This is a genomic window from Streptomyces axinellae (assembly GCF_039532135.1).
Lineage (GTDB): Bacteria > Actinomycetota > Actinomycetes > Streptomycetales > Streptomycetaceae > Streptomyces > Streptomyces axinellae.
Genome location: NZ_BAAARJ010000011.1, coordinates 35,588 through 55,631, shown reverse-complemented (window position 1 = coordinate 55,631; position 20,044 = coordinate 35,588). Strand labels below are relative to the sequence as shown.

Below are 20,044 nucleotides of genomic sequence, written 5' to 3'. Positions count from 1 at the left end.
CCGTAGCCCTCAGCCCTCACAGAAGGATCTTCGATGCCGCGGAAAACGTGTCGGCCTGGGGAAGATCCTTGAACATCACCGTGTACTGGGGTGAGTCGTCGTGCGACCTTGACGTGTCCACCTGTCGGTACCCCCAGCTCTCATAGAGCAGTACGACCTTCTCGTGGGCGCTCTCCACCTGAAGCGACACCGCATTCGCCTCCACAGACGCGATCAGTGCGTCATGGAGCCTCTTGGCCCGACCTGTCCCCCGCCACTCGGTCAGCACCATGAGTTCGGACAGCGCGAACACGCGACCTCGCAGACCGCTCGGCCTGGTGCTCCCCTTCCACCAGCCGCCGGGTGCCGTGCTTCTGACAGCCGGCCCGGAAACCATCGCCGACCGACTCACCGGCCGGGGCGCGCATCACCGGTTCGAGCAGGACCCCAGCATCCCGGCGCGCGAGGTCGAGCTCTACAGGCACGCGGCCGACGTACTCGAACGGATGGGCGTACCCGCCGTTAGCGTCAACACGAGTGCGGCCACCCCCGCGGAGGCCGCTGCGCGAATCCTGACCTCGCTGGGGCCCGTCCCCGCTAGCGTCGGAGACGACACGAACCCCGACAATCACACGGTGACCTCATGACCCTCGCAACGCCTGTCGTCGACACGCACGTGATCCTGCGGGACGGTGACAAGATCCTCATGTCGCAGCGCGGCGGCCCGTACGGATACGGACGCTGGCACCTGCCGAGCGGCAAGCTCGATGCCGGCGAACCGCTCACCGTCGGCGCGGCCCGCGAGCTGTACGAAGAAACGGGCGCCACCGTCGATCCGGCCCACCTGCGGCAGGTGCACACCGTGCACCACCGGCAGTCGGACGAGATCGAGCGCATCGGTGTGTTCTTCCTCGCGACCGAATGGCAGGGGGAGCCGGCCAACCGCGAACCCGAGAAGTGTCTCGACCTGCGGTGGCAGTCGGTGCACGAGCTGCCCGAGGACGTCATCGAGTATCCGGCCGCCGGTCTGCACGGCTACCTCGCGGGCACCCTGCTCACGGAACACGGCTGGTAGATCCCCACCCCGGCCGAGGCGGAAGCCGCAGCCGAAGCCGCACCGGGTGACCAACCCCGGTCACGAGGACGGCCCTCGAAGGGGGCACCTCAGAGAGGGGGGCTTCTCAAGCGCCGGGCAGCGGCAAACGGCCCCTCGTGCCGGCCAGAAGCCGGCGCGAGAGGCCGTCACCGGACGAATCCGGCGGAGCTACCGCACCTCGCTCATCGTGGAGGTGATCTGGCGGCGGTACATGAAGACCGCGATGCCCGCCAGGACGGCGAGGGACGCCTCGACGGAGACGACTCCCGTCGTGCTCAGGTTGGCGCCGCCGATCGCCAGCAGCCCGGTGATGCTGTCACCCGCGGTGACGGCGAGGAACCAGACACCCATGAGCTGGCTGGCGTACTTGGCGGGGGCCAGCTTCGTGGTGACGGACAGGCCCACGGGGGAGAGGCACAGTTCGGCGACGGTGTGCATCAGGAAGATCAGCACCAGCCACATCGGGCTGACCTTCGTTCCGCCGGTGGCCATGCTCATCGGGATGATGAAGACGAAGAAGGACAGTCCCGTCACCACCAGCGCGAAGGCGAACTTGCCCGTGGTGGAGGGCTCCTTGCGGCGTCGGGCGAGCGCGAGCCACAGCGAGGCGAACAGCGGCGCGAGCAGGATGATGAACAGGGGGTTGATCGACTGGAACCAGGTCGAGGGGAAGTGCCAGCCCAGTATCGACGTCGAGGTCTTCGCGTCGCCGAACGCCTGCACCGTCGAGGCACCCTGGTCGTAGATCATCCAGAAGATCGCGGCTGCCGCGAAGAACCAGATGTAGCCGGTCATCCGGCCCTGGTCGGCGCGGGTGAGGTCCTTGTCGCGCTTGATCCGCACCAGCATCCCGATCGGGATGAGCAGGCCGAGGACGGTGAGTGGGACCATCGCCCAGTTGAGCGTGAAGGTGCCGGTGGCGACGACGACGCCGTAGAAGACGACGGCGATCAGCAGCCATATCAGCGACTTGCGCAGCACCCCGGAGCGCTCCCGCGCGGACAGCGGCGAGGGCACCTGGCTGCTCCTGGGATCCAGGTGGCGCGAGCCGTACAAGAACTGAACGAGGCCCAGGCCCATGCCGACGGCGGCGAGGGCGAAGCCCAGGTGCCAGTTGACGGTCTGGCCGACGGTGCCGATCACGAACGGCGCGAGGAACGAACCGGTGTTGATCCCCATGTAGAAGATGGTGAAGCCGCCGTCCCGGCGGGGGTCCTCGGGCCCGTTGTACAGGTCGCCGACCATCTTGGAGATGTTGGCCTTGAGCAGCCCGGAGCCGGTGGCCACCAGGGAGAGGCCGATGAAGAAGGACGCCTGGCCGGGGAGGGCCAGCGTGAGGTGGCCGAGCATGATGATGCAGGCGCCGACCGCCACCGTCTTGCGCGGGCCCCAGACGCGGTCGCCGAACCAGCCGCCGGGCATCGTGAGCAGGTAGACCGTGGCGTTGTAGACGGAGTAGATCGCCGTCGCCGCGGCCAGGGTCATGGCGAGGCCGCCGGCCTGGTGCCCGGCCCCGCCCTCGCCCGCGTCGGGCCCGCCTGCCACGAGGTAGACGACGAGAAGAGCGCGAAGGCCGTAGAAGCTGAAGCGCTCCCACATCTCCGTCATGAAGAGCGTGGCCAGTCCTCGTGGGTGGCCGAGGAAGGTCTTGCCGCCGGAGTCGCCGGGGGCGTCCTTCGTCAGGCTGCGCGCCATATGCGTGTTCCTTGCCTTGCGCTACGGGACGTGTGGGGGGACCCGTACACGTAAAAGGACCCCTGGGCCTATGTGCTGTGCGCCAGGAGTCCTAGACGTTCACTACTTGAGTGCATTCACCATATGTCACGGTTGGCACCTCGACGAGGGCTTGCGACATACCTCACAGGCGCAGCGTGCAACCTTTTCGCGCCCCCGACAGTGACGGGATCAATCCGCGCGGTGACCGCCCGGTGACCGCCCTGGTGACCGGCCTGGCGGCCCCGGGGGAGCGCACCGGCCTCCCCTCGGGCCCGGCCACGCGGACTACCATCGGTACATGACCCGTGTACTGCTCGCCGAGGATGACGCATCGATCTCGGAACCGCTCGCACGCGCCCTGCGCCGCGAGGGATACGAGGTCGAGGTGCGCGAGGACGGCCCCACCGCGCTCGACGCCGGACTGCGGGAAGGCATCGACCTGGTCGTGCTCGACCTGGGGCTTCCCGGCATGGACGGACTGGAGGTCTGCCGCCGGCTGCGCAACGAGGGTCATACCTTCCCCGTCCTCGTCCTGACGGCCCGCGCCGACGAGGTGGACACCGTCGTCGGCCTGGACGCGGGCGCCGACGACTACGTCACCAAGCCCTTCCGGCTGGCCGAACTGCTGGCCCGGGTGCGGGCCCTGCTGCGCCGCGGCAGCCCCGCCGAGCCCAGCCAGCCGCCCGCCACCCACGGGGTGCGGATCGACGTCGAGTCGCACCGCGCCTGGATGGGCGAGGAGGAGTTGCAGCTCACGGCGAAGGAGTTCGACCTGCTGCGGGTGCTGGTGCGGGACGCGGGCCGGGTCGTCACCCGCGACCAGCTGATGCGGGAGGTGTGGGACACCACCTGGTGGTCCTCCACCAAGACGCTGGACATGCACATCTCCTGGCTGCGCAAGAAACTCGGTGACGACGCGGCCAACCCGCGCTACATCGCCACCGTGCGGGGCGTCGGCTTCCGCTTCGAGAAGAGCTAGGAAAGCCGGCACGTGCGCCGTCGGCTCATCCTCTCCACCCTCGCCGTCGTCCTGGTCGTCGTCGGGGTCTTCGGGATCTCGCTCGTCATCGTCGAGTCCCGCACCATCGAGAACAGCACCCAGGAGAACGTCCGCTCCGAGGCCGTCCGCCTCATCTCCACCGTCGAGAGCCGCGTGGTGGCGGGGGAGCGGGTGACCGCCGAGTCCATCGGCGTCACCGCGTCCAGCAACCGCTATGTCCGCGTCGAGATGCCCGGCCGCCGTCCGATCGAAGTGGGCAAGAAGCCCGCCGATGATGTCGTCCAGGCCCGGGAGACCGGCGCGCGCGGCGAGCGCGTCACCGTGCAGGAGCCCCGCTCGACGGTGCGCGCCGAGGTCGGCCGCACCCTGCTGATCATCCTCGCCGTCGCGGTCCTCGCGGTGATCTCGGCGGCGGTACTGGCCGTACGCCAGGCCCACCGGGTGGCGGCGCCGCTGACCGACCTGGCCGAGACCGCCGAGCGCCTCGGCTCGGGCGACCCGCGCCCCCGGCACCGCCGGTACGGGGTCCCGGAGCTGGACCGGGTGGCCGATGTGTTGGACGCCAGCGCCGACCGGATCGGGCGGATGCTCACCGCCGAGCGGCGGCTTGCCGCGGACGCCTCCCACCAGCTGCGCACGCCGCTGACCGCGCTGTCGATGCGGCTGGAGGAGATCATCGCGACCGCCGATACCGACGACCCGGAGGACCAGGCCACCGTCAAGGAGGAGGCGACCATCGCGCTCGCGCAGGTCGAGCGGCTCACCGACGTGGTGCAGCGGCTGCTGACCAACTCCCGCGACCCGCGCTCGGGCTCGGCTGTCAGCTTCGACCTGGACGAGGTCGTCAAGCAGCAGATCGAGGAGTGGAAGCCCGCCTACCGCAGCGCGGGCCGGGCCATAGTGCGCTCGGGGAAGACCGGGCTGCGCGCGGTGGGCACGCCGGGCGCCGTGGCGCAGGTGCTGGCCACGCTGATCGAGAACTCACTGATGCACGGGGACGGCACGGTCGCGCTGCGCACCCGCGTCATCGGCAACCAGGTGGTGGTGGAGGTCACCGACGAGGGGCCCGGCGTGGACGAGGCGCTCGGCTCGCGGGTCTTCGAGCGGACCGTCAGCGGCCACAACTCCACCGGGCTGGGCCTGGCCGTCGCCCGCGACCTGGCCGAGGCCGACGGCGGGCGGCTGGAGCTACTTCAGCAGTTGCCGCCGGTCTTCGCGCTGTTCCTCAGCCGCGAGGCCGCCGACATCGACCCGCCGCCTGCGGCCTGAGACGCGCGCCCCGCCGCCCGCCACCCGCTTGGTGCGCTGACCCGCCCGGCGGCGGGCGGTGGCCGACCGGGCCTCCCGCGCCGCCGCTGCCGTCTCCTGCCCGGCTGCCGCGGGCTGTGCCGCCGCCGCGTCCTGTGCCGCCGCCGCGTCCTCCTCGGCGTGGAAGGCCGCCACCCGGAAGACCCAGGTGCGGTAGGACCAGAAGCGGAAGACGGTGCCGATGCCGAGCCCGATGACGTTCTTGGCGATGTTGTCGGCGAGCGTGGAGGTGTAGCCGAAGCCGTAGTGCGACAGCGCGAGGACGCCGTTCTCCAGTACCAGCGCGATTCCGCTGAAGAGGAAGAAGAGCGAAGTCTCGCGGTGGACCCGGCTCTTGTCGATGTGCCGGTAGGTCCAGTACCGGTTGCCCACGTAGTTGGTGCCGATGGCGACGACCTGGGAGATGACACCGGAGCGGATCGGGGCGAGCTGGAAGGTGTGCATGCACAAGTTGAAGATCGCGACGTTCACGAGGAAACCCAGCGCACCGACGGCGCCGAACTTGGCCAGTTCGCGCACGATGCGTTCAAGTCGCGGGCGCACAGAGCGCCATTCACCCTTAGTGATACTGAGCCCCGTTCCGGTCGACGTCGTCCGTTGCCCCATGCTAGCCAGCCGGAGAAACGTTCCGTAGGGCGATTGCCGCAGCTCCTGTGCCCCAGCCGGGCGCGCCATCGTCTCACCGGCCACGCCGGAGCGCACACCGGCCCCCGGGCGCACTCCCGGGGTCCGCACGTCCGCGCAGGTCAGCCCGTGCCGCCGATACGGAACGTGACAACCGACGCGGTGCGGTCCCCTGCCGGGGCGGGCCGGACGCGGGATGCGGGGCGCGGGAGACAGGGGGCAGGGAGGGGGTGGGAGGCAGCGGGGAGGGGGTGCGAGAGACGGGGGTGAGGGGGTGTGAAGGGGGCGCGGGGGAGGCGAGGGACGGGAGGGCGGGAGCCGCTCCGCGCCGCCCCGTACCCTGGTGACCGTGACATTTCCGGTAGTCGGCATGGTCGGCGGCGGCCAGCTCGCCCGTATGACCCACGAGGCGGGCATCCCCCTCGGCATCAGGTTCAAGCTCCTCTCGGACACTCCGCAGGACTCAGCGGCGCAGGTGGTGGGCGACGTCGTCGTCGGCGACTACCGCGATCTGGAGACGCTGCGGAGCTTCGCACAAGGCTGTGACGTGATCACCTTCGATCACGAACACGTGCCGACCGAGCATCTGCGCGCCCTGGAGGCGGACGGCATCCCCGTCCGCCCCGGGCCCGACGCGCTCGTGCACGCCCAGGACAAGGGCGTCATGCGCGAGCGCCTCGGCCGCATGGGCATCCCGGCGCCCCGCAACCGGCTGGTGCGCGACCAGGCGGACGTCGCGGCGTTCGCGGCGGAGGGCTCGGGCTTCCCGGTCGTGCTCAAGACGGTGCGCGGCGGCTACGACGGCAAGGGCGTGTGGGTCGTGCGCGAGGCCGACGACCCGTCCGCCGCCGAGCCCTTCAAGGCGGGCGTGCCCGTGCTCGCCGAGGAGAAGGTCGAGTTCGCCAGGGAGCTGGCCGCGAACGTCGTACGCTCCCCGCACGGGCAGGCCGTCGCCTACCCCGTCGTCGAGTCCATCCAGACCGACGGCGTGTGCGACACGGTGATCGCGCCCGCGCCCGGTCTTCCCGAGGCGGCGGCGGTGCACGCGCAGGAGCTGGCGCTGCGCGTGGCGCACGAGCTGGGCGTGGTCGGGCACCTGGCCGTCGAGCTGTTCGAGACGCGGGAGGGCGAGCTGCTCGTCAACGAGCTGGCCATGCGCCCGCACAACTCCGGGCACTGGACCCAGGACGGCGCGGTCACCTCGCAGTTCGCCAACCACGTGCGCGCCGTACTCGATCTCCCGCTCGGCGACCCGCGCACGCGCGCGCCCTGGACCGTCATGGCCAACGTGCTCGGCGGCGACTTCCCCGACATGTACTCCGCCTACCTGCACTGCATGGCCCGCGACCCGCAGCTGAAGATCCACATGTACGGCAAGGCGGTGAAGCCGGGCCGCAAGGTGGGCCATGTGAACGTGTACGGCGACGACCTCGACGACGTGCGCGCCCGCGCCGCCCACGCGGCGGGGTACCTGCGCGGCACGGTCGTGGAGTGAGTCCGCTTCCGCTTCCGCCCACCCGCTGTCCCTCCCCGTCCGGCGCCGCGCCGTCGGGCGCTCTCTCTCAAGGAGACGTATGAGCAGTTCAAGCAGTGCCGGCCCGGCCGTCGGGGTGGTCATGGGGTCCGATTCGGACTGGTCGGTCATGGAGGAGGCGGCCAAGGCGTTGGGCGAGTTCGACGTCGAGTACGAGGTCGATGTCGTTTCCGCGCACCGGATGCCCCGCGAAATGCTCGCCTACGGCGAGGACGCGGCGGACCGGGGCCTCAAGGTCATCATCGCCGGGGCCGGCGGCGCGGCGCACCTGCCGGGCATGCTCGCCTCGGTCACCCCGCTGCCGGTGATCGGCGTGCCCGTGCCCCTGAAGTACCTGGACGGCATGGACTCCCTGCTCTCCATCGTGCAGATGCCCGCGGGCGTCCCCGTGGCGGCCGTCTCCGTGGCGGGCGCCCGTAACGCGGGCCTGCTCGCCGTCCGGATGCTGGCCGCGCACGACAGCGGGCTGCGCGAGAAGATGCGCGACTTCCAGCAGGACCTCAACGCGCAGGCCACCGAGAAGGGCAAGCGGCTGCGCGGCAAGGTCTCGGGCGAGACCGGCTTCGGCTTCGGCCACCCCGGAGGCGCCCGATGACCCCCGGCCCCCAGGCATCCGGTTCGCAGGCGGGCGGCCCTCGTCTGGAGGCCGCCCGCGCGCTGCTCGCCGACCACCCCGTCGTGGACGGCCACAACGACCTGCCGTGGGCGCTGCGCGAACAGGTGCGCTACGACCTGGACCGCATCGACCTGGCCGCCGACCAGAGCGACCGGCTGCACACCGACCTCCCCCGGCTGCGCGCCGGCGGCGTGGGCGCGCAGTTCTGGTCCGTCTACGTGCCGGGCGAGCTGACCGGCGACCACGCGGTGAGCGCCACCCTGGAGCAGATCGACGCCGTACGGGCCTTCGTGGCGCGCCACCCCGGCGACCTCCAGCTCGCCTTCAGTGCCGAGGACATGGCGGCGGCCCGAGACCAGGGCCGGATCGCCTCGCTGATGGGCGCCGAGGGCGGGCACTCCATCGACAACTCCCTCGCCACCTTGCGTGCCCTGCACCAGCTGGGCGTGCGCTACATGACGCTCACCCACAACAACTCCCTCGCCTGGGCCGACTCGGCCACCGACGAGCCTCGTGCCGGCGGGCTGACCCGCTTCGGCGAGGAGGTCGTCCGCGAGATGAACCGGCTGGGCATGCTCGTGGACCTCTCCCACGTCGCCGACACCACGATGCGCGACGCGCTGCGCGTCACCGAGGCGCCCGTCCTCTTCTCGCACTCCTCGGCCCGCGCCGTGTGCGACCACCCGCGCAACATCCCCGACGACGTGCTGGCGCTGCTGCCGGACAACGGCGGGGTGGCGATGGTCACGTTCGTGCCCAAGTTCGTCCTGAACGAGGCCGTGGCCTGGAACGAGGCCGCCGACGCGAACATGACCGCGCACGGCCTCAGCCCGCTGGACATGGGCGACGAAGGCCGCAAGGTGCAGCGGGACTTCGAACGGGCCAACCCCCGCCCGGTCCCGGACGCCTCGACCGTCGCCGACCACCTCGACCACATGCGGGAGGTCGCCGGAGTCGATCACCTCGGCATCGGCGGCGACTACGACGGCACCCCCTTCACCCCCGCCCAGCTGGAGGATGTGGCCGGATACCCGAACCTGGTGGCCGAACTCCTCGACAGGAAGTGGTCGGAGGCCGACCTGGCCAAGCTCACCTGGGGCAACGCCGTCCGCGTGCTGCGCGACGCACAGACCGCAGCGCGCGGCATCCAGACCCGGCGCGGCCCGTCGATCGCCACCATCGAGCAGCTCGACGGCTGATCCCCGCGGGGCGGCGAGAGCGCGCGGACGACCGGACCATCTTCCGGGTGGCCGGGTGGCCGGGTGGCCGGGTGGCCGGGTGGCCGGGTGGCCGGGTGGCCGGCGGACTGAGCCTTCCCGGGCGCCGGGCGGCTGGTCCCTCCCGGACGCGTACTCGTTCGTGTACGGCCGGACGCATGCCCGTTCGTGTACGGACCCCCGGACCCGCGTACGGCCACCGGCCCGGATGCGGGTCCTTCGTCGCTCCGCACGCGGGCCCTCCCTCCCTCCCTCCCTCTCGCGTTCGGGGCCGGTGTTCTTCCTGGACAGCGGGGCTTCCCGAAACGGCCTCCCCGGCGGACCCCTGCGGCGGCGCCCGAGGGCGAAGCGGTCTTGACCGCGCCCCTCGGGGCCCGCGAGCATCATGCGGCCCACGCCCGTGTCCAGGGAGGACTGTTGGCCACCTCGGAAGCATCCGGTTCACGCCCCGTTCAGACCCCTGCCCGCACCCCCGTACCCGACCCCGATGCCGCGCCCGCGCCCGCCGCCGAGCCGGAAGGCACCACACCGGAAGGCGGCGCGCTGGCCCGGCGGCGGCTCCTCCAGGCCGGCGCCGCCGCGGGCGGCGCCCTCGCCACCGGCGCCCTCACCACACCGTCACCCGCAGCCGCGGCGACACCGGCTGCCCCGGCCGCCCCCGCGGCCCCCGTTCAGGCCGCCGCGCGCGCCAGAACGCTGTCCTTCTCGGCCTCCACCAACGGCGCCGCCACCCTCGTACCCAAGGCCGCGACGCTGATCGCCGAGATGCAGAACATCCTGTGGTCCGTCCCCCGTTCGGGCGGCAAGGCCAAGCCGATCAGCGCGCCGGGGCTGGAGCCCACCCGCCCGGTACTGGCCCCGGACGGCGAGACGCTGGCCGTGTGCGCCTACCACGACGGCGGCTTCCACCTGTGGACGCTGCGCGCCGACGGATCCGGCCTCAAGCAGCGCACCGAGGGGCCGTGGGACGACCGGGGGCCCGCCTGGTCGCCCGACGGCACCCGGCTGGCCTTCGCCTCCGAGCGCGGCGGCGATCCCGTCAAGGGCAGCCCGTACCGCGTGTGGGTCCTCGATGTGCGCAGCGGCGAGCTGACCCGGCTCACCGGCAAGGAGGGGCAGCACGGCCCGCTCCAAGGCGGCGCCTGGGAGGACTTCGACCCCACCTGGTCCCCGGACGGCGCGCGCGTGCTGTGCGTGCGCGGCAAGGTCGCGGACGGCCCGACGGGGCCCGTACTCCAGGCCCGCACGATAGTCTCGGTGGCCGCCGACGGCGGCGGGGACGTACGCGAGGAGCACACCGACCCCACCGGGGGCGTCGCGCTGATGGCCCCCGCCGTCTCCCCCTCGGGCAAGCTCGCCTACCTGCGCACGACGGCGGCGCCGAAAGCCTCGTGCACGCTGGTCGTGGACGGGAAGGCGGTGGAGACCGAGGGCGACCTGGAGCCCGCGCCGCCGCGCTGGACGGACCGCGAGACACTGCTGGTCACCGTCTCGGGCACCTTCCGGCTGCTGCGCCCGGCGCGCCCCGAGGCCGCCGAGCGCATTCCCTTCGAGGCCGAACTCCCCGTGGAGCGGCCCGACTACCGCGTCAAGGACTACGGCTTCGAGGCGCCCGGCAGGCATCCGGTGCGCGGCATCCAGCAGCCCGTGCTCTCCCCGGACGGTGAGCGGTTCGCGTTCGTCGCCGTCAACGCGCTCTGGCTGGCCCGCACAGACGGCAAGAGCCGCCCCCGCAAGCTGGTGCAGGCGGCGGCCACCCGCTATGTGTGCGCCCCCTCCTTCACCCGGGACGGCAAGGCGCTGCTCTACAGCGACGACCGCGACGGGCTGCTGGCCGTACGGCGAAGAGAGCTGGACTCGGGCGAGGAGACGGTGCTGGCCACCGGCGGCCGGGTCTACCCCGCGCTCTCCCCGGACGGCACGGAGCTGGCCTGCCTGGACATGGCGGGCAACCTCCTCGTCAAGGACCTGAAGGGCGGCGAGGAGCGCGTGGTGGCCAAACCGCTGGGCGGCGGCGGCATCCCGGGCCCGCCCACCTGGTCGGCCGACGGGCGGCACCTCGCGCTGTGCGACCGCAACCGTCTCAACTACCGCTTCCGCGAGGGCTACAACCTCCTGCGTGTCATCGACGCCGGGAGCGGCGAGGACGTGCTGCACCCGCTGGCCCCGCACGCCTCCCTCTCGGACCGCTACGCCTCCGGACCCGTCTGGTCCCCCGACGGGCGGTGGCTGGCGGCGGTCAACGAGTCCGCGCTGTGGGTGCTGCCGGTACGTGCCGACGGCACCCCCGACGGCGAGGCGCGCAAACTGTCGGACGACCCGGCCGACCACCCCTCCTGGTCGGGCGACTCCCGCACCCTGCTGTACCTGTCGGCGGGCAAGCTGCGCCTGCGCGGCACCACGGGCGGCGGCGAGGGCTCCACGGACGGGGGCGGCCGGGCGCGCACCGTACCGCTGGACCTGAACTGGCGGCGCCCGGCGCCCAAGGAGACCGTCGTGCACGCCGGACGGCTGTGGGACGGCACCGGACCGGGCGTGCGCGAGGACGTCGATCTGGTGCTGCGGGACGGGCGCATCGCCGAGGTGGCCCCGCACCGTGCCGGACGCCGCGCCGCACGCCGGGTGGACGCCTCCGCGCTGACCGTGCTGCCGGGCCTGTGGGACTGCCACACCCACCCCTGGCAGACGACGTACGGCGGCAGGCAGACCGTCACCCAGCTCGCCTACGGCATCACCACGGCCGTCTCGCTGGGCGGCTTCGCCTACGAACAGGCCCGGCTGCGCGAGGCGTTGGCGGCGGGCAAGCTCGCCGGGCCCCGGCTGCTGGCCACCGGCGAACTGCTGGACGGGGCACGTGTCGCCTACAGCATGGGCCGGGCCCACCGCACCGAGGCGGGACTGCGCCGGTCCCTGGACCGGGCCGGCGCGCTGGACTGGGACTTCGTCAAGACCTACGTACGCGCGCCCGCCTCGATGATGCGCACGGCCGCCGCCTACGCGCACGAGAAACTCGGCGTGCGCTCCGGCAGCCACCTGTGCACCCCCGGTGTGCAGGTCGGCCAGGACCTGACGACCCACCTCCAGGCCACCCAGCGGCTGGAGTTCGGCCACGCGACCTCGGCCACCGGGCACAGCTACGAGGACGTCATCGGCATCTACACCACCCCCGGCGACTTCCACCTGATCGCCACCCCGTTCACCGCGGCGCCGCTGCTGGGCGCCCATCCCGAACTGGCCGAGGACCGCAGGGTCACCACGCTCATGCCCCCCTGGGACGTGACGGCGGTCAAACAGCTGGCCGGTACCCCGCCCACCGAGGCCGACCTGGCCACCCTCGACGTGGAAACCGGCGTCTACCGCCGCGTCCTGGCCGCCGGCGGGGCCGTCGCGCTGGGCACCGACCAGCCCTTGGTGCCGGTCGGACTGCACCTGCACCTGGCGCTGCGCGCCCTGCACCGGGCCGGGCTCAAGCCGCACGAGGTGCTGCGCACGGCGACGGCGACGGCCGCGAAGGTCTTCGGCGCCGACCGCGACCTGGGCACGGTCGAGGAGGGCAAGCTCGCCGACCTGACCCTGGTGGACGGCGACCCCCTGACGGACTTCGACTCGCTCATCCGCACGGTGACCGCGGTACGCGGCGGAGTCCCCTACGAACAGGCCGAACTCATCGACGCCTACAGCACCTCGGGCACCCGCGCCCACAAGGCCCAGGAGAGCCACTGGGAGCAGGTGAGCCGCCAACTGCGCCGCGACAGCTGCTGCGACCTGGGGCACTGACCCCTCGCGGCGGGGGGCCGCCCCCACCATGAACCCGGTGGCCCGCTGGATTCCGGCGGGCCACCGGCAAGACGGAGCGCCGGGGTATTCCTCTCAAGGGCAAGCGCCTCACGGTCGTCGCGGACGACGGCCGGGTCGATCTGGTGCCGGCGCCCCGGGCCGGGATCAGCCTGTCCGGCCGAGGTGGATGACAACGACGGCGACGGTGGTCTCGGTGATCTCGTACACAACGCGGTAGCGGCCTGTGTACATGCGGCGCAGGGTCAGGTGATCCGTATTCGGCGGTGCCCGCAGGGCGTGGCCGGACGGCGAGGAGGTCCACCGCGTCCATCAGCCGGCGCGGCCCCTCGGCGTCGTCCTTGAGGAAGCGGGCGGCAGCGTCGAGAGCCGCTTTTTCCCAGACGATCGTGTAGGTCAACCGCGCTCCAGCGTGTAGGTCAACCGCGCTCCGGACCGAGCCGGGCGCGTACCTCGTCATGGGGCACGGCAGCTGTCGGGCCCGCCGCCTGCCGGGCCCGGTACTCGGCCACAGCGAGAGCGTCCTCCGGGTCGGCGAGCTCCTGCGGGTTGATCAGGACAGCCGCGGGCTGGCCGTGATCGGTGATCGTGATGCGCTCCCGCTTGTGGGAAGCACGCCGTACCAGGGAACCGAACCGGGCTCGTGCCTCAGTGATCGGCAATACCTCACTCATGTGTAGAAATGTGCACTTCCCGCTGTCGTGGACAAGGCCGGCCACAGCCGCCGGCACGGGGCGGTGGACCCTTCACGAACGACCTGGCGGTGGCACACCCCACGCTGCGAAGGCCCCCACGGTTGCGGTCCGGCGGCGTCGGACCGCAACCGTGGGGGCCTTCGCCCCCGGTGGGGCCCCGACTCAGCTGGGGCTCCCACCGGCCGAGGGTCCGCGAACCCCTACGGCAGGTTGCGGGCCATGACCACCCGCTGCACCTGGTTCGTGCCTTCGTAGATCTGCGTGATCTTCGCGTCCCGCATCATCCGCTCGACCGGATAGTCGCGGGTGTAGCCGTAGCCGCCGAGGAGTTGGACGGCGTCGGTGGTGATCTCCATGGCGGCGTCGGAGGCGTAGCACTTGGCGGCGGCGCCGAAGAAGGTGAGGTCTTCCTTGTTGTTGTCGCTGCCCTGGGAGACCCGCTCGGAGCGGGCCGCCGCCGCGTAGGTGAGCTGGCGGGCGGCCTCGATCTTCATGGCCATGTCGGCCAGCATGAACTGCACGCCCTGGAAGTCCCCGACGGGCTTGCCGAACTGCTTGCGTTCCTGGACATAGCCCTTGGCGTAGTCGAGCGCGCCCTGCGCGATGCCGAGGGCCTGGGCGGCGATGGTGATGCGGGTGTGGTCCAGGGTCTTCATCGCGGTGGCGAAGCCGGTGCCCTCGGCGCCGATCATCCGGCCCGCCGGGATGCGTACGTTGTCGAGGTAGACCTCGCGGGTGGGCGAGCCCTTGATGCCGAGCTTCTTCTCCGGAGCGCCGAAGGAGACGCCCTCGTCGTCCTTCTCCACCACGAAGGCGGAGATTCCCTTGGTGCGCTTGTCGGGGTCGGTGACGGCCATGACCGTGTAGTAGTCCGAGACGCCCGCGTTGGTGATCCAGCGCTTGACGCCGTTGAGGACCCAGCCGTCGCCGTCCCGTACGGCCTTGGTCTTCATGCCGCCCGCGTCCGAGCCGGCGTCCGGCTCGCTCAGGCAGTAGGAGAACATCGCCTCGCCCTTGGCCAGCGGCGTCAGGTAGCGCTTCTTCAGCTCGTCCGAGGCGGAGAGCATCACCGGTAGTGAGCCCAGCTTGTTGACGGCGGGGATCAGCGAGGAGGAAGCGCACACCCGGGCGACCTCTTCGATGACGATGACGGTGGCCAGCGCGTCGGCCCCGGCGCCGCCGTACTCCTCGGGGACGTGGACGGCGTGCAGATCGTTGGCCACCAGCGCGTCCAGCGCCTCCTGCGGGAACCGCGCCTCCTCGTCCACCTCTGCGGCGTGCGGAGCGATCTTGGCCTCGGCGAGCGCGCGCACCGAGTCGCGCAGCATGTCGTGTTCCTCGGACGGCCGGTAGAGGTCGAAATCAGACGCCAAGGGGTCTCACTCCTTAAGAGAGCGTGCCAGCGGATTGCTAATTACCGTTAAGTAACTCGATTTTAGTGGGCGGGAAGCTCCCCGGGGTACGTGAGGTTCACGACAGGGGACGCCCCGTTATGCTCGCGGGCAGCGTTCTGCCGTCACAAGGAGCAAACCCGTATGGCCTCGCCCAAGATCACCGTGATTGGCCTCGGCTACCTCGGCGCCACCCACGCCGCCGCCATGGCCGAGCTGGGCTTCGAGGTGCTGGGCCTCGACGTGGTTCCGGAGAAGATCAGGAAACTGGAGCAGGGCGTCGCGCCGATGTTCGAGCCCGGCCTCGAAGAGCTGCTGCGCAAGCACGTAGCCGGGGTCGAGGGCTCCAGCGGCCGGCTTCGCTTCACCGACTCCTGGCAGGAGATCGGCGAGTTCGGCGACGTCCACTTCGTGTGCGTCAACACCCCGCAGAAGCACGGCGAGTACGCCTGCGACATGTCCTACGTGGACAGCGCCATGGACTCCCTCGCACCCCACCTGACGCGCCCCGCGCTCGTCGTCGGCAAGTCCACCGTCCCGGTCGGCAGCGCCGAGCGGCTGGCCGCCCGGATCGCGGCGGCGGCCCCGGCCGGCGAGGACGCCGAACTGGCCTGGAACCCCGAGTTCCTGCGCGAGGGTTTCGCGGTGCGCGACACCCTCCACCCCGACCGCATCGTCGTCGGAGTCCGCGGCCCCCGCGCCGAGGAACTGCTGCGCCAGGTCTACGCGACACCCGTCGCCGAGGGCTCGCCCTTCCTGGTCGCCGACTACCCGACCGCCGAACTGGTCAAGACCTCCGCCAACTCCTTCCTCGCCACGAAGATCTCCTTCATCAACGCCATGGCCGAGGTCTGCGAGGCCGCCGGCGGCGACGTGGTCAAGCTGGCCGAGGCCATCGGCCACGACGACCGGATCGGCCGCAAGTTCCTGCGCGCCGGTATCGGCTTCGGCGGCGGCTGCCTGCCCAAGGACATCCGTGCCTTCATGGCCCGCGCGGGCGAACTGGGCGCTTCCGAGGCGCTGTCCTTCCTGCGCGAGGTCGATTCCATCAACATGCGGCGCAGGGCGCAGATGGTGGAGATGACCCGCGAGGCGGTGGGCGGCGCGCTGCTGGGCAAGCGCATCGCCGTCCTGGGCGCCACCTTCAAGCCCGACTCGGACGACGTACGCGACTCCCCGGCCCTCAACGTCGCGGGCCAACTCCACCTCCAGGGCGCGCAGGTCACGGTCTACGACCCGAAGGGCATGGCCAACGCCCGCGCCATCTTCCCCACCCTGGGCTACGCGGACACGGCGGTGGACGCCGTACGCGGCGCGGATGTGGTGCTGCACCTGACGGAGTGGAACGAGTTCAAGGAACTGGACCCGGCGGCACTGGCCGAGGTGGCGGCCACCCCGCACATCCTCGACGGCCGCAACACCCTGGACCCCGCGCTCTGGCGCAAGGCCAACTGGACCTTCCGGGCCCTGGGCCGCCCCACAGCCTGACCTGCCCCACCGGGCAGAGAGGGCCCCGTCCCCTTTTCCGGCCGCGACGGCAGCTCCGTCCGGCCGCGACGGCAGCTCCTCCCCGCCGCGGCGGCGACTTCTTCCCGCCGCGACGGCGAGCACCACCGTCAATGTCGCTCGGCGGTGCCGAACGGCCGCAACCCGACCATCCGCCGGGGGCCCTACGGCGGGTGCACCCCGACCACCCGCCGGCGGGACCTACGGCGGGCGGTCGGCCCCACGGCCGCACCCGACTCCACGTCCCCACCGGCCCCACGGCCGCACCCGGCCCCCACAGGTGAGACCAGAAGAAGGCCAGAGGGGTGCCCCTCACATGTCCTATCGGGCGCGGCGCGCCCGATAGGCGCGCATCTTGGCGCGGCTCCCGCACACCGCCATGTCGCACCACCGCCGCCGCCCGGCGGGGCTGCGGTCGTAGTACACCCACACGCAATCCCGCGCCTCGCATGCCTTGAGCCGCTGCCAGGTGCCGTCACCGGCCGCGGTGGCGATCTTCGCCGCGAGGTGGGCCGTCAGCGCCGCGAGCCCGGTCAGCCCCGGTGCCGGCCGGAGCGCCGTCCCGCCGTCCGTGCCGATGGACAGGGTGAGGGCGGCGGCGGAGAGCCGCCGCTCCAGCGCTTCGGCATGGCCCGGCGGCATCGGGACGCCCCCGTGTGCCAGGCAGGCGGCGCGCAGCGCCTCCCGCAGTTCGCGCAGCTCCGGCAGATCGCGCGCGCCCAGTCCGAACGCGCTCAGCCGGTGTGTACGGACGAAGGCGGCGAGCCCCTCGGGGCGGGCGAGATCATCGGCGCCGGTCTCGATGTCGAGGGTGTTCACCAACTCCTGGACCAGAAGGAGGGGATCCGGGGCTTGTCTGTCTCCCACCCTTGTCACGTTACTGCTACCCCGCCATGATGGGGTAACCAGCGCGTTACCGGATGACGCCGTACGACGGTAACGACAGCAGTCAGACGTGCCGAGCCCCGGCCGGGACACCGAACCCGGCCGGACGGAATCAGCAAGTGCGAGCCGACGAGAGGAAAGCACGATGGCCGTCGCGAAGATGGGCGTAGTCGTCCTGGACTGCCCGGACCCCAGGCGCCTCGCGGAGTTCTACGCCGCGCTGCTGGGCTGGAAGATCGCTCCCGAGGAGGAGCCGGGCTGGGTGGAGGTGCTGGACGAGGCGTCGGGCAGGCGGCTCGCGTTCCAGGAGTCGCCCGGCTACATCCCGCCGCAGTGGCCGAGCCTGGAGCACGCGCAGCAGTTCCACCTCGACCTCGACGTCCCCCGGGACGGGATCGAGGAGGCCGAGCGCGAGGTGCTCACGCTGGGCGCCCGCCTGGTGGAGGGCGACGGGGACGGCGCGCGCGACTGGCGCGTCTACCTCGACCCCGCGGGGCACCCTTTCTGCCTGTGCATGACGGACCGCTGAGGCCCCCGCCTCCCAGGAACGCGTACAGCGCGCAGCGTCGGGCAACACAGGTGTGGCCGGGCCCGAAGGCCCGGCCACACCTGTGCGAAGAGGACGAACGGCGCGTCAGCGGTCCGGCGACGTGTCAGCGGTCCGACGTGACGGTGACCTTCTCGTCGTTGTTGAGCTGATCGACGAGCTGCTTGACCTTGGGCTTGTCCCACGCGAGGTTGCCCCCGGGCGCCGGGCCCGAGATCGGCATGTTCATCGACTTGCCGTCACCGCCGGAGACGCCCTTCATCGCCCAGAACATCGAGGCGACGTTCCACAGGCTCATGTCCTTGTCGACCTTGAGCGTGTCCAGGCCCGCGCCCATCGTCGGGTAGAGCTTGAAGGGGTTGAGGATGGTGCTGGGGGTGGCCGTCTGGTTCGCGAGGGCCGCCAGGAACTTCTGCTGGTTCTTGGTGCGGTCCAGGTCGCTGCCCGGCAGCGCGTAGCGGGTCCGCACGAACGCCAGCGCGTTCTTGCCGTCCAGCGTCTGCTTGCCCTTTTTGAAGTCGGCGCCGGACTTGTTGTCGTGGATGTCGCGCGGAATGTCCATTTCGACGCCGCCGACCGCGTCCACGATCTTCGCGAAGCCGCCGAAGCCGATCTCCGCGTAGTGGTCGATGCGCAGCCCGGTGTTGTGCTCGACGGTGCGGACGAGCAGTTCGGGGCCGTCCATCGCGTAGGTCGCGTTGATCTTGGTGTGCTTGCCCTGGGCGGGGAAGTGCTTGCCCGACTCCGAGCCGGTGAAGGAGGGGATCTCGACGTCCGAGTCGCGGGGCAGCGAGACCATCGTGTTCCCGTTGTCACCGACGTGCAGGATCATGATCGAGTCGGTGCGGCCCTCGTCGGTCGGGCCGCCGGTGTGCAGGTCGTTCTTCTCCTGCTTGGACATGCCCTCGCGGCTGTCCGAGCCGACGATCAGGTAGTTGGTGCCGTCTCCGGCCTCGGGGCGGTCCTCGACGATGCTGAGGTCCACCTCGCGGCGCAGCTTGGAGTCGGCCCAGAAGTAGGTGGACACCGACCAGACCAGCATCACCACGATCAGGGTGATGGCGGTCCACTTGATCCGCCGGCCCCAGTCGGGCCGGGGCCGGGAGGCGTACTGTCCGTAGCCGTCGCCCTCCCGGCCGCCCCCGCGACCGCCTCGGCCGCCGCCGTAGACCTGGCCCTGGCTGTAGCCCTGGTCGTAACCCGGCCCTTGGTCATAGCCCGGTCCCTGGTCGTACTGGCCACGGGACTGAGGCGGTACACCGGGGTTGCTTGTGTGGGGCATGACACGTGTGGGGTCGGGGTGGGGCGCGTCGCTGCCGCGGCCCTCCCGGCCCCTGGGACGGTCGGTCCAACCGTCGGGCCACTGATTCATGCGGGAAAGTGTGCCTGGCGCAGGGGGCGCGAACACAGGGCGGGTACCACTTCGGCGAAATGCTGTAGCAGTTCTGATGCAAATCCTCTGGTCGGATCCCCGGCATCTGCCCGCATATGGTGGAGGACATGACCCACCAGGCACTCACGGCGGAAGGCGAGCTTCCGGGCAAGCCGACGTCCGCGTCCCGCACGACCTTGTCGCACATCATGACCGGCAGCGACACCAATCTGTACGGGACCGTGCACGGTGGGGTGATCATGAAGCTCGCCGACGACGCGGCCGGTGCTGTCGCCGGGCGCCACTCCGCGGGGCCCGCGGTGACCGCCTCCATGGACGAGATGGTCTTCCTCGAACCCGTCAGGGTCGGCGATCTGGTTCATGTGAAGGCGCAGGTCAACTGGACGGGCCGGACATCCATGGAAGTCGGCGTCCGCGTGCTGGCCGAGCGCTGGAACGAATCGACGCCCGCGAGCCAGGTCGGCTCCGCCTATCTCGTCTTCGCCGCGATCGACGAGGAGGGCAAGCCCCGCCCCGTGCCGCCCGTCATACCCGAGAACGACCAGGACCGCCGGCGCTACCAGGAGGCGCAGATCCGGCGCACCCACCGCCTCGCCCGCCGCCGCGCCATCCGCGACCTCCGCGCCTCCCGCACCGCCGCGTCCTGACCCCACCGGGCCGCGCGTCCTGACCGCCGGGCCGCGCCGCCGCACGGTCCTGCCTCCCGGCCGGTGCCGCCCTGGCGCCCCCCCGGTGGGGCCGG

General features: G+C 71.5%; 18 protein-coding genes. 11 read left to right on the top strand and 7 right to left on the bottom strand.

Features of this window, described 5'->3' with window-relative positions; genetic code table 11:
• Nucleotides 1-16: 16 nt before the first annotated feature.
• Nucleotides 17-271: a GNAT family N-acetyltransferase gene (locus ABD339_RS17675; protein ID WP_344567466.1), complete on the bottom strand. Its 255-nt coding sequence runs from the start codon at nucleotides 269-271 to the stop codon at nucleotides 17-19.
• Here ABD339_RS17675 and ABD339_RS17670 point away from each other — a divergent pair.
• Together ABD339_RS17670 and ABD339_RS17665 are read left to right on the top strand one after the other, a co-directional pair.
• The gene (locus ABD339_RS17670) at nucleotides 270-626 is read left to right on the top strand and encodes a hypothetical protein (RefSeq protein WP_344567496.1); all 357 of its coding nucleotides are present in this window, start codon (nucleotides 270-272) and stop codon (nucleotides 624-626) included. The two genes, ABD339_RS17675 and ABD339_RS17670, sit on opposite strands and share 2 nt — an antisense overlap.
• Nucleotides 623-1,054, top strand: coding sequence for an NUDIX hydrolase (locus ABD339_RS17665; RefSeq protein WP_344567138.1), 432 nt, complete (start codon nucleotides 623-625; stop codon nucleotides 1,052-1,054). The genes ABD339_RS17670 and ABD339_RS17665 overlap by 4 nt, the downstream gene beginning before the upstream one ends.
• Nucleotides 1,055-1,243: 189 nt before the next feature.
• Here ABD339_RS17665 and ABD339_RS17660 read toward each other — a convergent pair whose 3' ends face one another.
• Entirely contained in the window at nucleotides 1,244-2,770 is a 1,527-nt protein-coding gene (locus ABD339_RS17660; RefSeq protein WP_344567137.1) for a peptide MFS transporter, read from the bottom strand.
• Nucleotides 2,771-3,089: 319 nt separating this feature from the next.
• Here ABD339_RS17660 and ABD339_RS17655 point away from each other — a divergent pair, with 319 nt between their 5' ends.
• Nucleotides 3,090-3,770, top strand: coding sequence for a response regulator transcription factor (locus ABD339_RS17655; protein WP_344567136.1), 681 nt, complete (start codon nucleotides 3,090-3,092; stop codon nucleotides 3,768-3,770).
• A gap of 12 nt (nucleotides 3,771-3,782) precedes the next feature.
• Nucleotides 3,783-5,060: an ATP-binding protein gene (locus ABD339_RS17650; RefSeq protein WP_344567135.1), complete on the top strand. Its 1,278-nt coding sequence runs from the start codon at nucleotides 3,783-3,785 to the stop codon at nucleotides 5,058-5,060.
• Here the strand turns inward: ABD339_RS17650 and ABD339_RS17645 are convergent.
• On the bottom strand, nucleotides 4,980-5,642 hold the full coding sequence (locus ABD339_RS17645; protein ID WP_344567134.1) for a GtrA family protein: 663 nt from the start codon (nucleotides 5,640-5,642) through the stop codon (nucleotides 4,980-4,982). The genes ABD339_RS17650 and ABD339_RS17645 overlap by 81 nt on opposite strands.
• A 430-nt stretch (nucleotides 5,643-6,072) precedes the next feature.
• On the opposite strand from ABD339_RS17645, the gene ABD339_RS17640 reads away from it, so the two are divergent.
• The 4 genes from ABD339_RS17640 to ABD339_RS17625 all read left to right on the top strand — a co-directional run bounded on the left by ABD339_RS17640 (nucleotide 6,073) and on the right by ABD339_RS17625 (nucleotide 12,867).
• Nucleotides 6,073-7,218, top strand: a complete 1,146-nt coding sequence (locus tag ABD339_RS17640; RefSeq protein WP_344567133.1) for a 5-(carboxyamino)imidazole ribonucleotide synthase — start codon at nucleotides 6,073-6,075, stop codon at nucleotides 7,216-7,218.
• 79 nt (nucleotides 7,219-7,297) lie between these two features.
• Nucleotides 7,298-7,852, top strand: coding sequence for a 5-(carboxyamino)imidazole ribonucleotide mutase (gene purE / locus ABD339_RS17635; RefSeq protein ID WP_344567132.1), 555 nt, complete (start codon nucleotides 7,298-7,300; stop codon nucleotides 7,850-7,852).
• A complete protein-coding gene (locus ABD339_RS17630; RefSeq protein WP_344567131.1) occupies nucleotides 7,849-9,072 on the top strand; it encodes a dipeptidase in 1,224 nt (407 codons plus the stop codon). Before purE ends, ABD339_RS17630 begins: the two co-directional genes overlap by 4 nt.
• 561 nt (nucleotides 9,073-9,633) lie before the next feature.
• Complete coding sequence (locus ABD339_RS17625; protein WP_344567464.1) at nucleotides 9,634-12,867, top strand: amidohydrolase family protein; 3,234 nt, start codon at nucleotides 9,634-9,636, stop codon at nucleotides 12,865-12,867.
• A gap of 437 nt (nucleotides 12,868-13,304) precedes the next feature.
• Here ABD339_RS17625 and ABD339_RS17615 read toward each other — a convergent pair whose 3' ends face one another.
• Both ABD339_RS17615 and ABD339_RS17610 read right to left on the bottom strand, forming a co-directional pair.
• On the bottom strand, nucleotides 13,305-13,559 hold the full coding sequence (locus ABD339_RS17615; protein WP_344567130.1) for a type II toxin-antitoxin system Phd/YefM family antitoxin: 255 nt from the start codon (nucleotides 13,557-13,559) through the stop codon (nucleotides 13,305-13,307).
• Nucleotides 13,560-13,780: 221 nt separating this feature from the next.
• The gene (locus tag ABD339_RS17610) at nucleotides 13,781-14,953 is read right to left on the bottom strand and encodes an acyl-CoA dehydrogenase (RefSeq protein WP_344567128.1); all 1,173 of its coding nucleotides are present in this window, start codon (nucleotides 14,951-14,953) and stop codon (nucleotides 13,781-13,783) included.
• A 162-nt stretch (nucleotides 14,954-15,115) separates the two neighbouring features.
• On the opposite strand from ABD339_RS17610, the gene ABD339_RS17605 reads away from it, so the two are divergent.
• Entirely contained in the window at nucleotides 15,116-16,459 is a 1,344-nt protein-coding gene (locus ABD339_RS17605) for a UDP-glucose dehydrogenase family protein (RefSeq protein ID WP_344567126.1), read from the top strand.
• A 339-nt stretch (nucleotides 16,460-16,798) separates the two neighbouring features.
• Here ABD339_RS17605 and ABD339_RS17600 read toward each other — a convergent pair whose 3' ends face one another.
• Complete coding sequence (locus ABD339_RS17600; RefSeq protein WP_344567124.1) at nucleotides 16,799-17,344, bottom strand: CGNR zinc finger domain-containing protein; 546 nt, start codon at nucleotides 17,342-17,344, stop codon at nucleotides 16,799-16,801.
• A 163-nt stretch (nucleotides 17,345-17,507) separates the two neighbouring features.
• Between ABD339_RS17600 and ABD339_RS17595 the strand changes: the two genes are divergently transcribed.
• Nucleotides 17,508-17,891 (top strand): VOC family protein, encoded by a 384-nt coding sequence (locus tag ABD339_RS17595; RefSeq protein WP_344567123.1) that lies wholly within the window; start codon nucleotides 17,508-17,510, stop codon nucleotides 17,889-17,891.
• A gap of 124 nt (nucleotides 17,892-18,015) precedes the next feature.
• Here ABD339_RS17595 and ABD339_RS17590 read toward each other — a convergent pair whose 3' ends face one another.
• Nucleotides 18,016-19,281, bottom strand: a complete 1,266-nt coding sequence (locus ABD339_RS17590) for an LCP family protein (RefSeq protein WP_344567121.1) — start codon at nucleotides 19,279-19,281, stop codon at nucleotides 18,016-18,018.
• Nucleotides 19,282-19,409: 128 nt separating this feature from the next.
• Here ABD339_RS17590 and ABD339_RS17585 point away from each other — a divergent pair, with 128 nt between their 5' ends.
• Complete coding sequence (locus ABD339_RS17585; protein ID WP_344567117.1) at nucleotides 19,410-19,949, top strand: acyl-CoA thioesterase; 540 nt, start codon at nucleotides 19,410-19,412, stop codon at nucleotides 19,947-19,949.
• The last annotated feature ends 95 nt before the right edge of the window (nucleotides 19,950-20,044 follow it).

Bases quoted from the DNA above. Each gene is read 5' to 3' on its own strand.
- ABD339_RS17670 (WP_344567496.1), top strand. From the start codon at position 270: ATGAGTTCGGACAGCGCGAACACGCGACCTCGCAGACCGCTCGGCCTG.
- ABD339_RS17675 (WP_344567466.1), bottom strand. From the start codon at position 271: ATGGTGCTGACCGAGTGGCGGGGGACAGGTCGGGCCAAGAGGCTCCAT.
- ABD339_RS17665 (WP_344567138.1), top strand. From the start codon at position 623: ATGACCCTCGCAACGCCTGTCGTCGACACGCACGTGATCCTGCGGGAC.
- ABD339_RS17660 (WP_344567137.1), bottom strand. From the start codon at position 2,770: ATGGCGCGCAGCCTGACGAAGGACGCCCCCGGCGACTCCGGCGGCAAG.
- ABD339_RS17655 (WP_344567136.1), top strand. From the start codon at position 3,090: ATGACCCGTGTACTGCTCGCCGAGGATGACGCATCGATCTCGGAACCG.
- purE (WP_344567132.1), top strand. From the start codon at position 7,298: ATGAGCAGTTCAAGCAGTGCCGGCCCGGCCGTCGGGGTGGTCATGGGG.
- ABD339_RS17630 (WP_344567131.1), top strand. From the start codon at position 7,849: ATGACCCCCGGCCCCCAGGCATCCGGTTCGCAGGCGGGCGGCCCTCGT.
- ABD339_RS17615 (WP_344567130.1), bottom strand. From the start codon at position 13,559: ATGAGTGAGGTATTGCCGATCACTGAGGCACGAGCCCGGTTCGGTTCC.
- ABD339_RS17605 (WP_344567126.1), top strand. From the start codon at position 15,116: ATGGCCTCGCCCAAGATCACCGTGATTGGCCTCGGCTACCTCGGCGCC.
- ABD339_RS17595 (WP_344567123.1), top strand. From the start codon at position 17,508: ATGGCCGTCGCGAAGATGGGCGTAGTCGTCCTGGACTGCCCGGACCCC.
- ABD339_RS17590 (WP_344567121.1), bottom strand. From the start codon at position 19,281: ATGAATCAGTGGCCCGACGGTTGGACCGACCGTCCCAGGGGCCGGGAG.
- ABD339_RS17585 (WP_344567117.1), top strand. From the start codon at position 19,410: ATGACCCACCAGGCACTCACGGCGGAAGGCGAGCTTCCGGGCAAGCCG.